Origin of the sequence: Streptomyces sp. PsTaAH-137 (assembly GCF_003259365.1) — a bacterium.
Classification (GTDB): Bacteria; Actinomycetota; Actinomycetes; order Streptomycetales; family Streptomycetaceae; genus Streptomyces.
In genome coordinates this window covers 72,829-88,250 of the sequence record NZ_QLLY01000013.1, presented here as the reverse complement: position 1 = coordinate 88,250, position 15,422 = coordinate 72,829, and the positions used below count along the sequence as shown (strand labels likewise).

Annotated in this window: 12 protein-coding genes; 7 read left to right on the top strand and 5 right to left on the bottom strand. The window is 72.5% G+C overall.

Annotated features, from left to right (window positions below; genetic code table 11):
• Positions 1–144: 144 nt before the first annotated feature.
• A complete protein-coding gene (locus K377_RS27035; RefSeq protein ID WP_111666140.1) occupies positions 145–1,155 on the top strand; it encodes a lytic polysaccharide monooxygenase in 1,011 nt (336 codons plus the stop codon).
• Positions 1,156–1,222: 67 nt separating this feature from the next.
• On the opposite strand, the gene K377_RS27030 is transcribed toward K377_RS27035, so the two are convergent.
• Positions 1,223–1,669, bottom strand: a complete 447-nt coding sequence (locus K377_RS27030; protein WP_111666139.1) for a MarR family winged helix-turn-helix transcriptional regulator — start codon at positions 1,667–1,669, stop codon at positions 1,223–1,225.
• Between the two features lie 93 nt (positions 1,670–1,762).
• Here K377_RS27030 and K377_RS27025 point away from each other — a divergent pair, with 93 nt between their 5' ends.
• On the top strand, positions 1,763–2,161 hold the full coding sequence (locus K377_RS27025; protein WP_111666138.1) for a cupin domain-containing protein: 399 nt from the start codon (positions 1,763–1,765) through the stop codon (positions 2,159–2,161).
• Positions 2,162–2,180: 19 nt separating this feature from the next.
• Here K377_RS27025 and K377_RS27020 read toward each other — a convergent pair whose 3' ends face one another.
• Positions 2,181–2,648, bottom strand: coding sequence for an N-acetyltransferase (locus tag K377_RS27020; RefSeq protein WP_111666137.1), 468 nt, complete (start codon positions 2,646–2,648; stop codon positions 2,181–2,183).
• 142 nt (positions 2,649–2,790) lie between these two features.
• Between K377_RS27020 and K377_RS27015 the strand changes: the two genes are divergently transcribed.
• Positions 2,791–6,249 (top strand): DNA polymerase III subunit alpha, encoded by a 3,459-nt coding sequence (locus K377_RS27015; protein ID WP_111666136.1) that lies wholly within the window; start codon positions 2,791–2,793, stop codon positions 6,247–6,249.
• Complete coding sequence (locus K377_RS27010; protein ID WP_111666135.1) at positions 6,246–7,250, top strand: ImpB/MucB/SamB family protein; 1,005 nt, start codon at positions 6,246–6,248, stop codon at positions 7,248–7,250. The genes K377_RS27015 and K377_RS27010 overlap by 4 nt, the downstream gene beginning before the upstream one ends.
• On the opposite strand, the gene K377_RS27005 is transcribed toward K377_RS27010, so the two are convergent.
• Positions 7,237–8,262 carry a sugar phosphate isomerase/epimerase gene (locus K377_RS27005; RefSeq protein ID WP_111666134.1) on the bottom strand — a complete coding sequence of 342 codons (1,026 nt, stop codon included), beginning with the start codon at positions 8,260–8,262 and terminating at the stop codon, positions 7,237–7,239. The two genes, K377_RS27010 and K377_RS27005, sit on opposite strands and share 14 nt — an antisense overlap.
• A 137-nt stretch (positions 8,263–8,399) precedes the next feature.
• Between K377_RS27005 and K377_RS27000 the strand changes: the two genes are divergently transcribed.
• Positions 8,400–9,506, top strand: coding sequence for a Gfo/Idh/MocA family protein (locus tag K377_RS27000; RefSeq protein ID WP_202455459.1), 1,107 nt, complete (start codon positions 8,400–8,402; stop codon positions 9,504–9,506).
• A 10-nt stretch (positions 9,507–9,516) separates the two neighbouring features.
• On the opposite strand, the gene K377_RS26995 is transcribed toward K377_RS27000, so the two are convergent.
• The gene (locus K377_RS26995; protein ID WP_161195100.1) at positions 9,517–10,770 is read right to left on the bottom strand and encodes an ROK family protein; all 1,254 of its coding nucleotides are present in this window, start codon (positions 10,768–10,770) and stop codon (positions 9,517–9,519) included.
• 148 nt (positions 10,771–10,918) lie between these two features.
• Here K377_RS26995 and K377_RS26990 point away from each other — a divergent pair, with 148 nt between their 5' ends.
• Both K377_RS26990 and K377_RS26985 read left to right on the top strand, forming a co-directional pair.
• On the top strand, positions 10,919–11,968 hold the full coding sequence (locus K377_RS26990; RefSeq protein WP_111666271.1) for a DUF3533 domain-containing protein: 1,050 nt from the start codon (positions 10,919–10,921) through the stop codon (positions 11,966–11,968).
• A gap of 84 nt (positions 11,969–12,052) precedes the next feature.
• Positions 12,053–12,706, top strand: a complete 654-nt coding sequence (locus K377_RS26985) for an acetate uptake transporter family protein (protein ID WP_111666132.1) — start codon at positions 12,053–12,055, stop codon at positions 12,704–12,706.
• 90 nt (positions 12,707–12,796) lie between these two features.
• Here the strand turns inward: K377_RS26985 and adhE are convergent, their stop codons facing one another.
• Complete coding sequence (gene adhE, locus K377_RS26980) at positions 12,797–15,412, bottom strand: bifunctional acetaldehyde-CoA/alcohol dehydrogenase (protein WP_258395131.1); 2,616 nt, start codon at positions 15,410–15,412, stop codon at positions 12,797–12,799.
• Positions 15,413–15,422: the final 10 nt, after the last annotated feature.

The window sequence follows — 15,422 nt, the reverse complement described above, 5'->3', positions numbered from 1 at the left end:
TGCGCCGTTTCTGATCCCCGGCTGAGCCCTGCCTTAAGGGGGTCATAAAGATCGTCCCGGGGCCCCCGGAAGGGCCGGACGGGGCGTTTTCGCGGGCTAACTTCCTTGGCACACCCCCACGTCGGACCAGACCGAGGAGCCCCCATGCCCACACGCCGTACGCTGACCGCGCTCACCGCCGTCGCCTCGGGCGCCACCGCCCTTGCCGCCTTCTCCGCGACGCCCGCCGCCGCGCACGGCACGCTCGGCGACCCGGTCAGCCGGGTCGCGGCCTGCTACGCGGAGGGCGCCGAGAACCCCGCCTCCGCGGCGTGCAAGGCGGCGGTCGCGGCGGGCGGTTCGCAGGCCCTATACGACTGGAACGGCATCCGGATCGGTGACGCGGGCGGGCAGCACCAGGCGAAGATCCCCGACGGCAAGCTGTGTTCGGCGAACTCCGAGGAGTTCAAGGGCATGGACCTGGCGCGCGACGACTGGCCCGCGACGAAGGTCTCGGCGGGCGCGTACACCTTCAAGTACAAGGTGACCGCGCAGCACAAGGGCACCTTCAACCTGTATGTGACGAAGCAGGGTTACGACGCCTCGAAGCCGCTGGCCTGGTCCGACCTGGACCTGGAGCACCCGGTGGCGACGAAGACGGACCCGGTGGCCGAGGGCGGCTACTACACGTTCTCCGGCACGCTGCCCGAGCGCACGGGCCGCCAGCTGGTCTACGGGATCTGGCAGCGCTCGGACAGCCCCGAGGCGTTCTACTCGTGCTCGGACGTGACGTACGGCGGCAGCAGCGGCTCCGGGTCCACGGGCGAGGCGGCGGCTCCGGCGGCCTCGGCGCCCTCCGACGAGCAGATCGCCGAGGACGCCGACAAGTCGACGGTGGACCACAGCGGCATGGACATGGGCGGCGACGGCGACACGGCCACCGCGCACGAGGACCACGGATCCGCGTCCCCGTCGACGGAGGCGGCAGCGGCCTCGACCGACGGCAACACTCCGTCCACCGACGGCAGTTCGGAGCGGCTCGCGGAGACCGGAGGCGACGCGACCACCTCGTACATCGCGATCGGCGGTGCGGCCGCCCTGACGATCGGCGCGGCGGGCCTGTTCGCCTCGGTGCGGCGGCGCGCGGTGGCGGGCGGCGGCCGGCACAGCCGCTGACCCTTCCCTTTTCCGACGCCCCGGCGGGCCGAGTGGCCCGCCGGGGCGTCGGCATGTCACCGCCGGCTCACCAGATCGGCCGCACCGGCCCGCCCGGCGCGATGGCCAGCAACTGAGCGGTCAGCGCCCGCACTTGCTCCTCGCCGAACCGCTCCACCCAGGGCAGCACGGCCTCCCCCGCGGCCTCCTCGGCGGCCCGGGTGCAGGCCCGGCCGCGCTCGGTGAGCACCAGGAGGCGGGCCCGCGCGTCGTGCGGGTGCGGCCGCCGCTCCACGTACCCCTTGCGCACCATCTCGTCGACGAGCTGGCTCGCGGCCTGCTTGGTCACGCCGAGATGGGCGGCGAGTTCGGTGGTGGTGGCGTCCCCGGCGGACAGCCGCGAGAACGCGAAGCCGTGCACGGGCCGCAGCCCGTCGAACCCTCTGGCCACGACGCCCTCGTGCAGGCGTTGCGTCAGGTCGCCCGCGGCGGCGATCAGGGCGGCGGACAGGGCGAGGGCTTCGGTCTTCTGCACCCTCGCATTGAAACACCCTTGACGAAATGGTCAAGCAGCCTGACCATATGGTCAAGTCGCTTGACCAAGTTGCTTGACCACAAAGGAGGAGACATGCCCGTAGTCCGCGCGTCGGAGGCCGTCGTCCACGAGATGCACGGCGCCCGCTTCGTCTCGTACGCCACTCCCCGCACCGGCAGCGCCCAACTGGCGGCCTGGCGGGGCGAGATCCCGGCCGGCACCCGGGCCCCGGCCCACACCGTGACCCACGAGGAGGTGCTGCACCTGCTCACGGGAACGCTGCGGCTGACCCTCGACGGCGAGAGCCACACCGTCACCGCCGGCGACACGGCGATCGTGAACGCGGGCACGACGCTCGCGGTGGAGAACCCCACGGACACCCTGGCGACGATGTGGGTGACGACATCGGTGGGACTGGAGGCGGAGCTGGCGGACGGTGCGCGGATCACGCCGCCCTGGACGCACCGAGCACCCCGCCCCTCACCCCGATAGCCCTCGGCGGAAAAGACCCTCAGATCTCCAGCACGAGTTCGCCGACCGTCTCTCCGCCGCTGGTCTCCCCCGTCGGCCGGAAGCCGAGGGCGAGGTAGAACCCCTCGGGGCCGTCCGGACCGGGATGCCAGGTGACGAACAGACGGGTGCCGCCGCGGCGGCGCAGTTCGTCGGCCACGGCCTCGACGGCGAAGCGGCCGTAGCCCCGGCCCTGCTCGCCGTCCGCGATGTTCAGCCGCCACAGGCCGGAGCGGCGGTCGGTGCCGTCGCCGGTCCAGTCGATGCCGAAGAAGGCCATCAGGAACCCGACGGTCCGCTCCCCGTCGACGATCAGCCGGGGCCAGGCCACCCCGGGATGCGCGTACGCCTCCGCCAGCGACTTCACCACCGGCGCCACCAGATGCTCCTGGTCCGGCCGCACCCGCACGCCGAGGGCGGCGTCGATGGTGCCGGGGGTGATGTCGCACAGGCGCGGCTCGCTCGTCATGCGGGCACTTTAGCCTTCGCCACCTCTCCCGATGCGATCAAATGTTCGAACACTGAGCTAGGCTTAGCGAGGTTATCGAACGCGAGTACGATTGAATGGTCGGACAGAAGCGGCGAAGGGGGCAAAGCGATGGAGGTGTGGCATGACGGGCTTTGCTCACCTGCATGTCGCCTCCGGCTATTCGATGCGCTACGGCGCCTCCCACCCCGAGCAGCTGGCACGCCGGGCGGCCCAGCGCGGCATGCCGGCCCTCGCGCTGACCGACCGGGACACGGTCACCGGCGCTGTTCGATTCGCCAAGGCGTGCGCGGCGGAGGGGATCCGGCCCGTCTTCGGGATCGACCTCGCCGTGGAGGCGCTCGCTCCCCCGCCGCCCGCCCAGCGCCGCCGCACACCGGCGCGCGGCGGGGCGCACGTGATCGAGCCGCCGCTGCGGGTCGTCCTGCTCGCACAGGACCGGGCCGGCTGGGCCCGGCTGTGCCGGATCACCTCGGCCGCCCACGCCCGCGCCGCGACCACCCCGTCGGGGATGCCGGTCGCGCCGTGGGAGGCGCTGCGTGAGCACGGCGGCCCCGGCCTGGCGGTGCTGCTCGGCCCCCTCTCCGAGCCGGTCCGGGCGCTGGCCGTGGGCCGGGAGGACGTCGCACGGAAGCTGCTGGCCCCATGGCAGGAGGCCTTCGGGACGGGAGTGCGGCTCGAAGCGGTTGCGCAGAAACGTTTCAGCACAGGGGCGGGATCCCTCCGTCTGGCCGCCCGCACCCTGACCCTGGCCGACCGCACCGGCACCACCGCCGTCCTCACCAACGCGGTGCGGTACGCCGACCCCGACCAGCACCGCGTCGCCGACGTGCTGGACGCCGCGCGGCTGCTGCGCCCCATCGACCGGCGCCGCCTCGACAGCGGACAGCGCTGGCTCAAGGACGAGGCGGCGATGGCGGACGTCGCACGCATGATCGCCGAGTGCGCCGGGGCCGGACCGACGCGGGCGCGGCAGTTGCTGGCGGACACCGCGGCCACCGCCGCCGCCTGCGCCGTGGATCCCGTGGCGGACCTCGGCCTGGGCACCCACAAGCTCCCCGAGCCCGAACTGTTCGGCGCCTCGCCGCGGACCGGCGGCGCGGCCCGGCTGCTGCGCGAGCAGTCCGAGGCCGGTCTGGCCCGGCGCGGCCTGGACCGCGACCCGGCCGCCCTGAAGCGGCTCGACGAGGAGCTCGCCGTGATCTCCGAGCTGAACTACGACGCGTACTTCCTGGCCATCGGGCAGGTCGTGGCCGACATCCGCGCGAAGGGGATCCGGGTCGCCGCGCGTGGTTCGGGCGCGGGCTCGATGGTCTGTCACGCGCTGGGCATCGCCACGGCCAATCCGCTCGAACACCGGCTGCTGTTCGAACGCTTCCTGAGCGTGCGCCGGGCCTCGCTGCCGGACATCGACCTCGACGTGGAGTCCGCGCGGCGCCTGGAGTGCTACGACGTGATCTTCGAGCGGTTCGGGAAGGAGCGGGTGGCGGTCACCGCGATGCCGGAGACCTACCGGGCGCGCCGGGCGCTGCGCGACGTCGGGCTCGCCCTGGGCATCGAGCCCGCGGAGGTCGACCGGATCGCCAAGAGCTTCCCGCACCTGCGCGCCTGCGACATCACCGGTGCCCTCGCCGAGCTGCCGGAGCTGCGCGGGCTCGCGGCGCAGGCGCACCGGTACGGGCCGCTGTGGGAGCTGGCCGAGGGGCTCGACTCCTTGGTCCACGGCATGGCGATGCACCCCTGCGGTGTGGTCATCAGCGACGCCACGCTCCTGGACCGGCTGCCGGTGCAGCCGACCCCGCAGGGCGACTATCCGATGGCGATGGCGGCGAAGGAGGAGATCGAGGCGCTGGGCAACATCAAGCTGGACGTCCTGGGCGTGCGGATGCAGTCCGCGATGGCCCATGCCGTCGCGGAGATCGAGCGCACGACCGGTAACCACGTCGACCTGGACGACCAGGACCAGGTGCCGCTCGACGACGTGTTCGCGTTCAAGCTCATCCAGGAGAGCCGCACCCTGGGCCTGTTCCAGCTGGAGTCGCCCGGCCAGCAGGACCTGCTGTCGCGGCTCCAGCCCCGCGATCCGCAGGACGTCATCGCCGACATCAGCCTGTTCCGTCCCGGGCCGGTCGCCGGCGGGATGCCCGAGCGGTACATCGCCGCCCGGCACGGCGGCACGCCCGGGTACGCGCACCCGGACCTGGAGCCCGTGCTCGCGGACACCTACGGCGTGACCATCTGGCACGAGCAGATCATCGAGACGCTGTCGGTGCTGACGGGCTGCGACCGCGCCATGGCGGAGATCGCCCGGCGCGCGCTCGGGGACAAGGAGCGGCTGCCCCGTATCCGGGACTGGTTCCACGGCTGTGCGCGGGCGCGCGGCTACAGCGACGCGGTCCGCGAGGAGGTCTGGAAGACCGTCGAGGCGTTCGGTGCCTACGGGTTCTGCCGGGCGCACGCGGTCGCGTTCGCCGTGCCGGCGTTGCAGAGCGCCTGGCTCAAGGCTCACTTCCCCGCGTATCTGCTGGCGGGGCTGCTCGAACACGATCCCGGCATGTGGCCCAAGCGCGTCCTGGTCGCCGACGCCCGCCGGAACGGGGTGCCGGTGCTGCCCGTCGACATCAACCGCTCGCGCGTACGGCACATCGTCGAGGAGACCGACGGGGAGCGGTGGGGCGTGCGGCTCGCGCTGTCGGAGGTGCGCGGCATCAGCGAGGAGGAGGCCGCGCGGATCGAGGAGGGGCAGCCGTACGGTTCGCTGTCCGACTTCTGGCAGCGGGCCCGCCCCAGCCGGCCGACCGCCGAACGCCTCGCCGAGATCGGCGCCCTGGCCCCGCTGCACGACGGCCGGCTCACCCGCCGCGATCTGCTGCTCCAGATCGCGGAGCTGCACCGGCAGTCCCGTACCCGGTCCGCGGGCGAGGGCCAACTCCCCTTCGACACCGGCGCGGTGGGCGGGCAGGACCCCAGCGGGCTGCCGGACCTGACGTCCCGGGAGACCATGAGCGCCGAGCTGAACACCCTCGGCCTCGATGTCTCCAAGCACCTGATGGAGCACCACCACCGGCTGCTGCGGGAGATCGGGGCGACCGACGCGGCGCATCTGGCCGGGCTGCGCGCCGGGCAGCAGGTGCTCGTCGCCGGGGTCCGGGCCTCCACCCAGACGCCGCCGATCGCCAGCGGCAAGCGGATCATCTTCGTCACCCTGGAGGACGGCGCGGGCCTGGTCGACCTGGCGTTCTTCGAGGACTCCCACCCGGCCTGCGCGCACACCGTCTTCCACAGCGGGCTGCTCCTGGTGCGCGGCACGGTCCAGGTGCGCGGCACCCGGCGCACCGTGGTCGGCACCATGGCCTGGGACCTGGACGAGATCGCCGCGGCCCGCCGGGACAACGGCCCCGAGGCGGCGCTCGCCCTGCTCGGCGCCGACCGTCCGCATCCGACGCCCGCCCAGCCGCGGCGCACCCTCGCCAACGGCACCACGGGCGCCCGTCTGCACCCGTACGCCGACCTCCAGCCCGCGGGCAGCCGGTCGGCGGATCTGAAGAAGTTCGGTCACAGGAGTCCGGGGAGCGCGGGATGAGCACACGACGGCGGCACATCGCCCATCTCCATCTGCACGCGCGGCTGACCGAGGAGCAGTTCGAAAAAATAATCGAACTGATGTCCGGGATCACGCCGCACGTGCAGGCCGTCCCGCCGGACGCCGTCCAGCTGGACCTGACCTCGGCGCTCCGCTACTTCGACATGTCCCCGTACGACGTGGTCCAGACGGCGCTGCTCCGGCTGAAGCTGTTCTACGGCATCGAGTGCAGCGCCGGTCTCGCGGGCAACCGGATGCTGGCGGCCATGGCGGCGGACGCCTCGGCACCGGAGGCCACGACCTGGGTGCCCGCCGAGCGGGCCGCCCAGTGGCTCGCGCCGCGTCCGGTCGCCGCCCTGCCGGGCATCGGCCGCAGCACGGCGGCGACGCTCGGCAAGTACGGGCTGCACACCATCGGACAGCTCGCGGACCTGCCGCCCGCGACCCTGCAACGGCTCCTCGGCAGCACGCAGGCCCGGCTGCTGGCCGAGCGCGCCCGCGGCCACGACCCGCGCCCGGTCGTCCCGGCCGAGCCCGCCGAGCACCTGAGCGCCGACCTGGTCCTCGACCGCGACTGTCTCGACCCGGCCGAGCAGCACCGCGCCGTCCTGGGTCTCGCCGATCAGCTCGGGCAGCGGCTGCGCGGCCAGGGCCGGGCCGCCGGGCGGCTCACCCTCACCGTGCGGTACGCGGACCGCAGCTCCACCACGCGCACCCGCGCCCTGCCGGAGTCCACCGGTCACTCACCGGCCCTGGCCGGCACCGCGCTCACGCTGCTGGCCGGTCTCGGGCTGCAACGCGCGCGCGTGCGCGCCTTCACCGTCCGCGCCGACGGCCTCCGCCCGGCCGCCGCGGCGCACCGTCAGCTCTCGCTCGACCCGGGAGCCGACCGCGCCCGGGCCGTGGAGGCCGCCGCGGACAAGGCCCGCCGCCGCTTCGGCCCCGGCGCGGTGCGGCCCGGCACCCTCGCGGGGGCGGGGCCGTCGGTCACTGGTTGCTGAACGCAGCGTCGAAGGACGCCTCGGGCAGCGGCCACAGCGCGGCCTTGATCCGCTCGACGGCCTCGGCGGCGCCGTGCAGGCGGTCCATGCCGGCGTCCTCCCACTCGACGGAGATCGGGCCGTCGTAGCCGATCGCGGCGAGGGCGCGGAAGGCGTCCTCCCAGGGCACGTCGCCGTGGCCGACGGAGACGAAGTCCCAGCGGCGGCGCGGGTCGCCCCACGGCAGGTGGGAGCCGAGGATGCCGGACCGGCCGGTCTGCGGGCGGACCCGGGTGTCCTTGCAGTCGACGTGGTAGATGCGGTCGGCGAAGTCGGTGATGAAGCCGACGGTGTCGACGCCCTGCCAGAGCATGTGCGAGGGGTCCCAGTTGAAGCCGAAGGCGGGCCGGCGGCCGATAGCCTCCAGGGTCCGCACGCTCGTCCAGTGGTCGTAGGCGATCTCGGAGGGGTGGACCTCGTGGGCGAAGCGCACGCCCTCGGCGTCGAAGACGTCCAGGATCGGGTTCCAGCGGCGGGCGAAGTCCTCGTAGCCGTCGTCGATGACGGACTGCGGGACAGGCGGGAACATGGCGACGTACTTCCAGATCTTCGATCCGGTGAAGCCGACCACGGTGTCGGCGCCGAGGCGGCGGGCCACGCGGGCGGCGCGCTTCATGTCCTCGGCGGCCCGCTGCCGCACGCCCTCCTCGTCGCCGTCGCCCCACACCGACGCGCGCAGGATGGCCTGGTGGCGGAAGTCGATGGGGTCGTCGCAGACGGCCTGGCCGCCGAGGTGGTGCGAGATCGCCCAGACCTTGAGCCCGTACCGGTCGAGGACGGCCTGCTTGGCGGGGAGGTAGTCGGGGTCCTCCTCGGCGCGGGCCAGGTCGAGGTGGTCGCCGGAGGCCGCGATCTCCAGACCGTCGTACCCCCACTCGCTCGCCAGCCGGGCGACCTCCTCGAAGGGCATGTCGGCCCATTGTCCGGTGAACAGGGTGACCGGTCGGCGGGCCGGGCGCGGGTGCTGGGTCATGCGGTGCCTCCTTGGCTCCATTCGCGACTTTAGCTTAGTTTGAACAAAACTATCGGCCAAGGTTCTCTTCAGGGCCATACCTTTTGTTCGTGTGAGGCTTTGCTGAAGCCCCCTTGGGAGAGGAAGACGAGGGCATCATGAGTCAACTCCGTGTCGCGGTGATCGGAACGGGTTTCATGGGGGCGGTGCACACCCGGTCCGCGCGCGCGGCGGGCGCCGACGTGGTGGGGATCGTCGGGTCGAGCCCGGAGAAGGGCCGGAGCGCGGCGGAGCGGTTCGGCGCGGGGCGCGGTTTCGACTCGGTCGAGGACGTGCTGCGGGCCGGGGTGGACGTCGTGCACGTGTGCACGCCCAATGCCTCGCACGCCCGGTTCGCCCGCGCCGCGCTCGCCGCGGGTGTCCCCGTCGTCTGCGAGAAGCCGCTGGCCACGGACGCGGTGACCGCCCAGGAGCTGCACGAACTCGCGACTGAGCGGGGGCTGGTGACGGCGGTGCCGTTCGTCTACCGGTACTACGCCTCGGTGCGCGAGGCCCGGCTGCGGCTCGCCCGGCCGGGGCAGCGGCCGCCGTGGCTGCTGCACGGCAGCTACCTCCAGGACTGGCTCGCCGATCCCGGCACCGGAAACTGGCGCGTGGACCCGGCGGACGGCGGCGCCACCCGCGCCTTCGGCGACATCGGCGTCCACTGGTGCGACCTGGCGGAGTTCGTGACCGGCCAGCGCATCACCCAGGTGTCGGCGACCTTCGCGCGGACCGCCGCGACCCGCCCGGGACCGGACGGCACCCCGCGTCCGGTCGCGACGGAGGACGGGGCGGTCGTGCAGTTGCGGACCGACTCCGGCGCCGTGGGCTCGGTCGTCGTCAGCCAGGCGTCGGCCGGCTACAAGAACGCCCTGTCGTTCTCCTTCGACGGGCCGGACGAGAGCTTCGCCTTCCATCAGGAGACCCCCGAGTCGCTGTGGATCGGCGGCCGCGACGGCGCCCGGGTCGTCGTGCGCGACCCCGACCGCGCCGAGTCGCCGGTGGGCCGCTCGGCGGGCCTGCCCGCCGGTCACCCCCAGGGCTACTACGAGTGCTTCGCGGACTTCGTCGCCGACGCCCATGCCGCCGTACGCGGTACGGAGGTCGAGGGGATGCCGACCTTCGCGGACGGGGTCCGGGCCGCGCACATCGCCGAGGCGGTCGTGGCGTCGGCGCAGGACGGCGGCTGGGTGGACGTGAAGGAGACGCAGCGCCCCGGGTGAGCGTGGCCGCTCAGGACAGATAGAGCGGCTCGGCCCCCGCCCGCTCGCGGGCGTGGGCGTCGCGCGGGGTGCCGTGGGGCAGCCAGTCGCCGAGCATGTCGGGGTGGAGCAGTTCCTCGATGGCCAGCTGGGCCGCGCCCACGCCCTCGGCGCGGTCCGGGTCGGCCTCGGTGATGACGAGTTCGTCGGTGGCCAGCGGGAGGGCGCCCCGGGTGACCTGGTCGACGACCGGGGCGCGGAACACGTCGCCGGCCTGCGCCAGCGTGCCCGCCAGATACACGGTCGACGGGTTGAACACGCTGACCAGCAGCGCCAGTTGGGAGCCGACGAGTTCCCCGGCCCGGGTGACGAGTTCGATGCTCACCGGGTCGCCGTGCGCGCAGCCGTCCAGGACCTCGGTGACGGTCAGGTGGTCGAGCCGCTCCTGGAGGAAGGCGCTGCGTCCGGCGAGGGCCGCGGCGCGGGCGTCCCGCGCGAGCGCCCAGCCCCCGGCGAGCGCCTCCAGGCAGCCGAACTTCCCGCACCGGCACCGGTGGCGGGACTCGGCCGCGACGATGGTGTGGCCCAGGTCCCCGGCCGCGCCCCTGGCCCCGCGGTGCAGGCGGCCCCGGGAGATCAGGCCGAGGCCGATGCCCGTACCGGCCTTGACCAGCAGGACGTTGTCCCCGGCCGTGACCCGGTCGTGGCTCCAGGCGCCCAGCGCCATCACGTTGGCGTCGTTGTCGACCCAGGCGGGGACGGCGAAGTGGGCCTCCAGGCGCTCGCGCAGCGGGAAGCCGTGCCAGCCCTCCATGATGGGCGGATGGACGGGCGTGCCCCGGGCGAAGTCGACCGGTCCGGGGACGCCCACGCACACGCCCCACAGCCGGTCCGCCAGTTCACCGGTGAGCAGTTCGGCGGCGGCCCCGAACAGCGCGGCGAGGGACGCCTCGGGGCCGGCCTCGACGTCCCAGGGCAGCCGCCGGTCGGCGAGCTGCGTGCCGTCCAGGTCCGCCACGGCGAGGTGCAGGTGCGTGGCGCCGAAGACCACCCCGAGGACGGCGCCGCGCCCGGCCGCGATGTGCAGGATCCGCGACGGTCTGCCGCCGGTCGACGGCGCGGGCTCGCCCTCGCTGAGCAGCCCGGCCCTGAGCGCGTGGTCGACCCGCTGCTGGATGATCGTCCGGCCCAGGCCGGTGTGCCGGCTCAACTCGGGCCGTGTCACCGCCAGGCCGCTCCTGATGGTTCTCAGGACCAGCGACAGCGTCTGGGTCTGTTCGGTCATACGGCGCAGTCTCCATGGGGTCGGGAGGACGAGCTTATGGCGTGCCCGGGCGCGCGGGCAGGGCCGGTCGGACGCGGCGGCCGTCGCGGGGCCACTCGTTCGGTCCACCCCGACTGCATGGAACGGTGCCCCGCCGGACGGTGGGGACATGAGATTCGCCGATGGATTCGCCCGAGAGTTCAAGGACGCCGTCACCCCACGGGCCGCGCTGCTCGTCATCGGCGTGCTCGCGCTGCAGCTGCTGTTCATCGCCTCCTACGTGGGAGCGCTGCACAGTCCGAAGCCGAAGGACGTGCCGTTCGGCGTCGTCGGTCCGACGGCCGCCGTGGCCCAGCAGACCGAGCAGCAACTGGCGAAACTGTCGGGCTCCCCGCTCGACCCGCGCGTGGTCTCCGACGCGGCGACGGCGAAGCGCAAGATCCTGGACCGGGAGATCGACGGCGCCCTGATCCTGAACGCGCGCGGCACCACGGACACCCTGCTCGTCGCGTCCGGCGGCGGCACCGTCCTGGCCAGCGCGCTGGAGAACCTGGCCGGTGAGATCGACGCCACCCAGCAGCGCACGATCCGCGCGGTCGACGTGGCACCGGCGTCGGCGAAGGACTTCGACGGGCTGTCGGCGTTCTATCTCGTCGTCGGCTGGTGCGTCGGCGGCTATCTGTGCGCCTCGATCATGTCGATCAGCGCCGGTTCCAAGCCGACCAGTCCGCCGCGCGCGCTGATCCGGCTCGGCACGATGGCGCTGGTCGCGATCGCGGGCGGCATCGGCGGCTCGCTCATCATCGGTGACTCGATCCTGGGCGCGCTGCCCGGCTCGTTCTGGGGCCTGGCCGGGCTCGGCGCGCTCGTCACGTTCGCGGTCGGGGCGCTCACCCTGGCCCTGGAGGAGCTGACCGGCATCGTCGGGATCGGCCTGGCCGTCCTGGTGGTCGTCGTCGCGGGCAACCCGAGCGCGGGCGGTGCCTTCCCGCTGCCGATGCTGCCCCCGTTCTGGCAGGCGATCGGCCCCTGGCTCCCGCCGGGCGCGGGCACGTGGGCGGCCCGCTCGATCGCGTACTTCCACGGCAACGCCATGACGCGGTCCCTGCTGGTCCTCGCGGCGTGGGCGGTGCTGGGTATGGCGGTGACGTTGCTGGTGTCGGCCTGGCGCGAGAAGAAGCGCGCCACTTCAACGCCGCCAGAGCCGGCGCCCCTCTAAGGGGCGCGGGGAACTGCGCGAGCAACCACGCCCCGCCCGCACCCGCGCACGAAAAAGCACCCGGCACACGAAAAGGCGCCCCCGTTGAACCTCCCCCACCGCACCGGCCCGGCCGCCCAGGCCAGCTCCGTCAAACGGATGGAGCCCACGGCCCAGGCCCAGCTCGGCCCCCTCGGCCTCACGGGCTTCATCGTCGTCACGATGATCGCCACCGGCATCGACGCGGGCATCTTCCCCGACCGTCTCGCGGCGGCCGACGTGCCCACGGTCGGCTTCCTCATCGGCGGTCTCGCCCAGCTGCTCGCCGGTCTCTTCCAGGTCCAGCGCGGCGACACCTGGCACGCCACGGTCTTCGGCGGCTTCGGTCTGTTCTGGATGGCGAAGGCCCTGATGCTCCAGTGGATCGTGCCGTCGCTCGACCCGTCCATCCGGGGCGACGCGATGGGCCTGTTCACGCTCCCCTGGGTCTTCGTGGTCTTCGTCCTGTGGCTGGCGAGCTGGCGCATCCACCTGGTGCTGCTGCTCACCTTCAGCTGCGTCCTGGTCGTGTTCGTCGCGATGACCTGCAACGGCTTCACCGGCATCGAAGGCTGGAACCGGGTCGCCGGCTGGTTCGGTCTCGGCGCCACGGCCGGGGCGCTGTATCTGCTCGCGGGCCAGGTGATGGCCTCGACGTGGGGCCGGCCGGTGCTGCCGATGGGCCGCTTCCTGACGCCGCCGGAACTCGCCGAGTCCTGATCCCCGTACTCCCGTCGGGCATACGGAAAAGCGCGCCCCGTCACCGTAGTGCGTACGGTGCCGGGGCGCGCGTCCTCGGGGGGAGGCGGGTCAGGCGGTGGGCGTGCCCTCCCGGTTCCCGTAGTACGCCTGCCGCATGAGCCGCTTCATGTCGTCGATCATCGGCATCCGCGGGTTGGCGGGCGCGCACTGGTCGGCGTAGGCGTTCATGGCCTGCTGGGGCAGCGCCTCCAGGAAGGCGCTCTCGTCGACGCCCTCGGCGGCGAACGAGGCCGGGATGCCGCAGCGGTCGCGCAGTTCCTCGACGGCCCTGGCGTACGATTCGACGCCCTCTTCCGGGGTCGCGGCGGGCAGGCCCAGCATCTTCGCGATCTCCTGGAACCGCTCGGGCGCCCGGTAGGTCTCGGCCTTGGGCCACGGGGTCGCCTTGTACGAGACCGTGCCGTTGTGCCGGATGACGTGCGGCAGGAGCAGCGCGTTGGTGCGGCCGTGGGCGACGTGGAAGGTGTTGCCGAGGGTGTGGGCCATGGCGTGCACCAGGCCGAGGAAGGCGTTGGCGAAGGCCATGCCCGCGATCGTCGACGCGTTGTGCATCTTCTCGCGCGCCTCGGGGGCCTTGGCGCCGTCCGTCACGCAGGCTTCCAGGTTCTCGAAGATGAGCTTGATGGCCTGGAGGCACTGGCCGTCGGTGAAGTCGTTGGCGTAGACGGAGACGTACGCCTCGGTGGCGTGGGTCAGCGCGTCGAAGCCGGAGTCGGCGGTGACGGTCGGCGGGAGGTTCATCGGGAGCATCGGGTCGATGATCGCGACGTTCGGGGTGAGCGCGTAGTCGGCGAGCGGGTACTTCTGGGCCGCTTCGGGGTCGGAGATGACGGCGAAGGGGGTGACCTCGGAGCCGGTGCCGGAGGTGGTCGGGATCGCGACGAGCTTGGCCTTCTCGCCGAGCTGCGGGAACGTGTAGGCCCGCTTGCGGATGTCGAAGAACTTCTCCTTGGTGTCGGCGAACTCGATCTCGGGGTGCTCGTACATCAGCCACATGATCTTCGCGGCGTCCATCGGCGAGCCGCCGCCGAGCGCGATGATCGTGTCCGGCCGGAAGTCCCGCATGGCGGCGGCGCCCGCCTGCACGGTGGCCAGCTCGGGGTTGGGCTCGACGGTGTCGATGACCTGGACGGTGACCGGCTGCGGGCGGGCGGCGAGGATGTCGGTGATCTTCTGGACGAAGCCGATGGCGCCCATCGTCTTGTCGGTCACGAGGCTGACGCGGCTGACGCCGTCCATCTCGCCGAGGTACTTGACGGCGTTCCGCTCGAAGTAGATCTTCGGCGGGATCTTGTACCACTGCATGTTGGTGTTGCGCCGCCCGATCCGCTTGATGTTGACGAGGTTGACCGCCGAGACGTTGTTGGAGACGGAGTTGTGGCCGTAGGAGCCGCAGCCCAGGGTCAGCGACGGGAGGAAGGCGTTGTAGACGTCGCCGATGCCGCCGAAGGTGGAGGGCGAGTTGACGATGACGCGGATCGCCTTGACGCGGCGGCCGAACTCCTCGGCCAGTTCCTCGGACTCGGTGTGGATGGCGGCGGAGTGGCCGAGTCCGTTGAACTCGACCATCTGCGCGGCGAGTTCGAGACCGTGCTCGGTGTCGCGGGCCTTCAGTGCGGCGAGGATCGGGGACAGCTTCTCGCGGGTGAGGGGTTCGCCCGGGCCGGCCTCGGCGCATTCGGCCACGAGGATCGAGGTGTCGGCGGGGACCTCGAATCCTGCCTGCTCGGCGATCCAGGTCGCGGGCTTGCCGACGACGGAGGCGTTCAGCTTGGCGCCCGCGCAGTCGGTGCCGTACGCCGTGGTGCCGAAGACGAACTCCTCCAGCTTGGTCTTCTCGGCGGCGGTCAGCACATGGGCCTGGAGGCGGCGCAGCTCGGCGATGCCATCCTCGTAGATCTCCTGGTCGAGGACGACGGCCTGCTCGGAGGCGCAGATCATGCCGTTGTCGAAGGCCTTGGACAGGACGATGTCGTGGATGGCGCGGCCCAGCTTGGCGTCCTTGGCGACGTAGGCGGGGACGTTGCCCGCGCCGACGCCGAGGGCGGGCTTGCCGCACGAGTAGGCGGCCCTGACCATGGCGTTTCCGCCGGTGGCGAGGATGGTGGAGACGCCCTCGTGGTTCATCAGGAAGCCGGTGGCCTCCATGGAGGGCTGTTCGATCCACTGCACGCAGTGCTCGGGGGCACCGGCAGCGACGGCGGCGTCGCGCACGATCCGGGCGGCCTCGGCCGAGGACTTCTGGGCGCTGGGGTGGAAGGCGAAGACGATCGGGTTACGGGTCTTGAGGGCGATCAGCGCCTTGAAGACCGTGGTGGAGGTCGGGTTGGTGACGGGGGTCATCGCGCAGATGACGCCGACGGGCTCGGCGATCTCGGTGATGCCGTTGATCTCGTCGCGGGAGATGACTCCTGCGGTCCTCAGACCGCGCATCGAGTTCACGACGTGCTCGCTCGCGAAGAGGTTCTTGACCGCCTTGTCCTCGAAGACCCCGCGCCCGGTCTCCTCGACGGCGGCCTTCGCCAGGTCGCCGTGGTGGCTGAGCGCCGCGAGGGACGCCTTCTTGACGATGTGGTCGACCTGCTCCTGGTCGTACGTCTCGAACCGGGCGAGCGCCTCCAGCGCCCCGGTGACCAGTTCGTCGACCATCCCCTTGGCATCCACGGCAGGATCT

Coding starts and splice junctions, on each gene's coding strand:
- K377_RS27010 (WP_111666135.1), top strand. CDS start 6,246: ATGAGCACACGACGGCGGCACATCGCCCATCTCCATCTGCACGCGCGG.
- K377_RS26995 (WP_161195100.1), bottom strand. CDS start 10,770: ATGACCGAACAGACCCAGACGCTGTCGCTGGTCCTGAGAACCATCAGG.
- K377_RS27025 (WP_111666138.1), top strand. CDS start 1,763: ATGCCCGTAGTCCGCGCGTCGGAGGCCGTCGTCCACGAGATGCACGGC.
- K377_RS27020 (WP_111666137.1), bottom strand. CDS start 2,648: ATGACGAGCGAGCCGCGCCTGTGCGACATCACCCCCGGCACCATCGAC.
- K377_RS26990 (WP_111666271.1), top strand. CDS start 10,919: ATGAGATTCGCCGATGGATTCGCCCGAGAGTTCAAGGACGCCGTCACC.
- K377_RS27000 (WP_202455459.1), top strand. CDS start 8,400: ATGAGTCAACTCCGTGTCGCGGTGATCGGAACGGGTTTCATGGGGGCG.
- K377_RS27015 (WP_111666136.1), top strand. CDS start 2,791: ATGACGGGCTTTGCTCACCTGCATGTCGCCTCCGGCTATTCGATGCGC.
- K377_RS27035 (WP_111666140.1), top strand. CDS start 145: ATGCCCACACGCCGTACGCTGACCGCGCTCACCGCCGTCGCCTCGGGC.
- K377_RS27005 (WP_111666134.1), bottom strand. CDS start 8,262: ATGACCCAGCACCCGCGCCCGGCCCGCCGACCGGTCACCCTGTTCACC.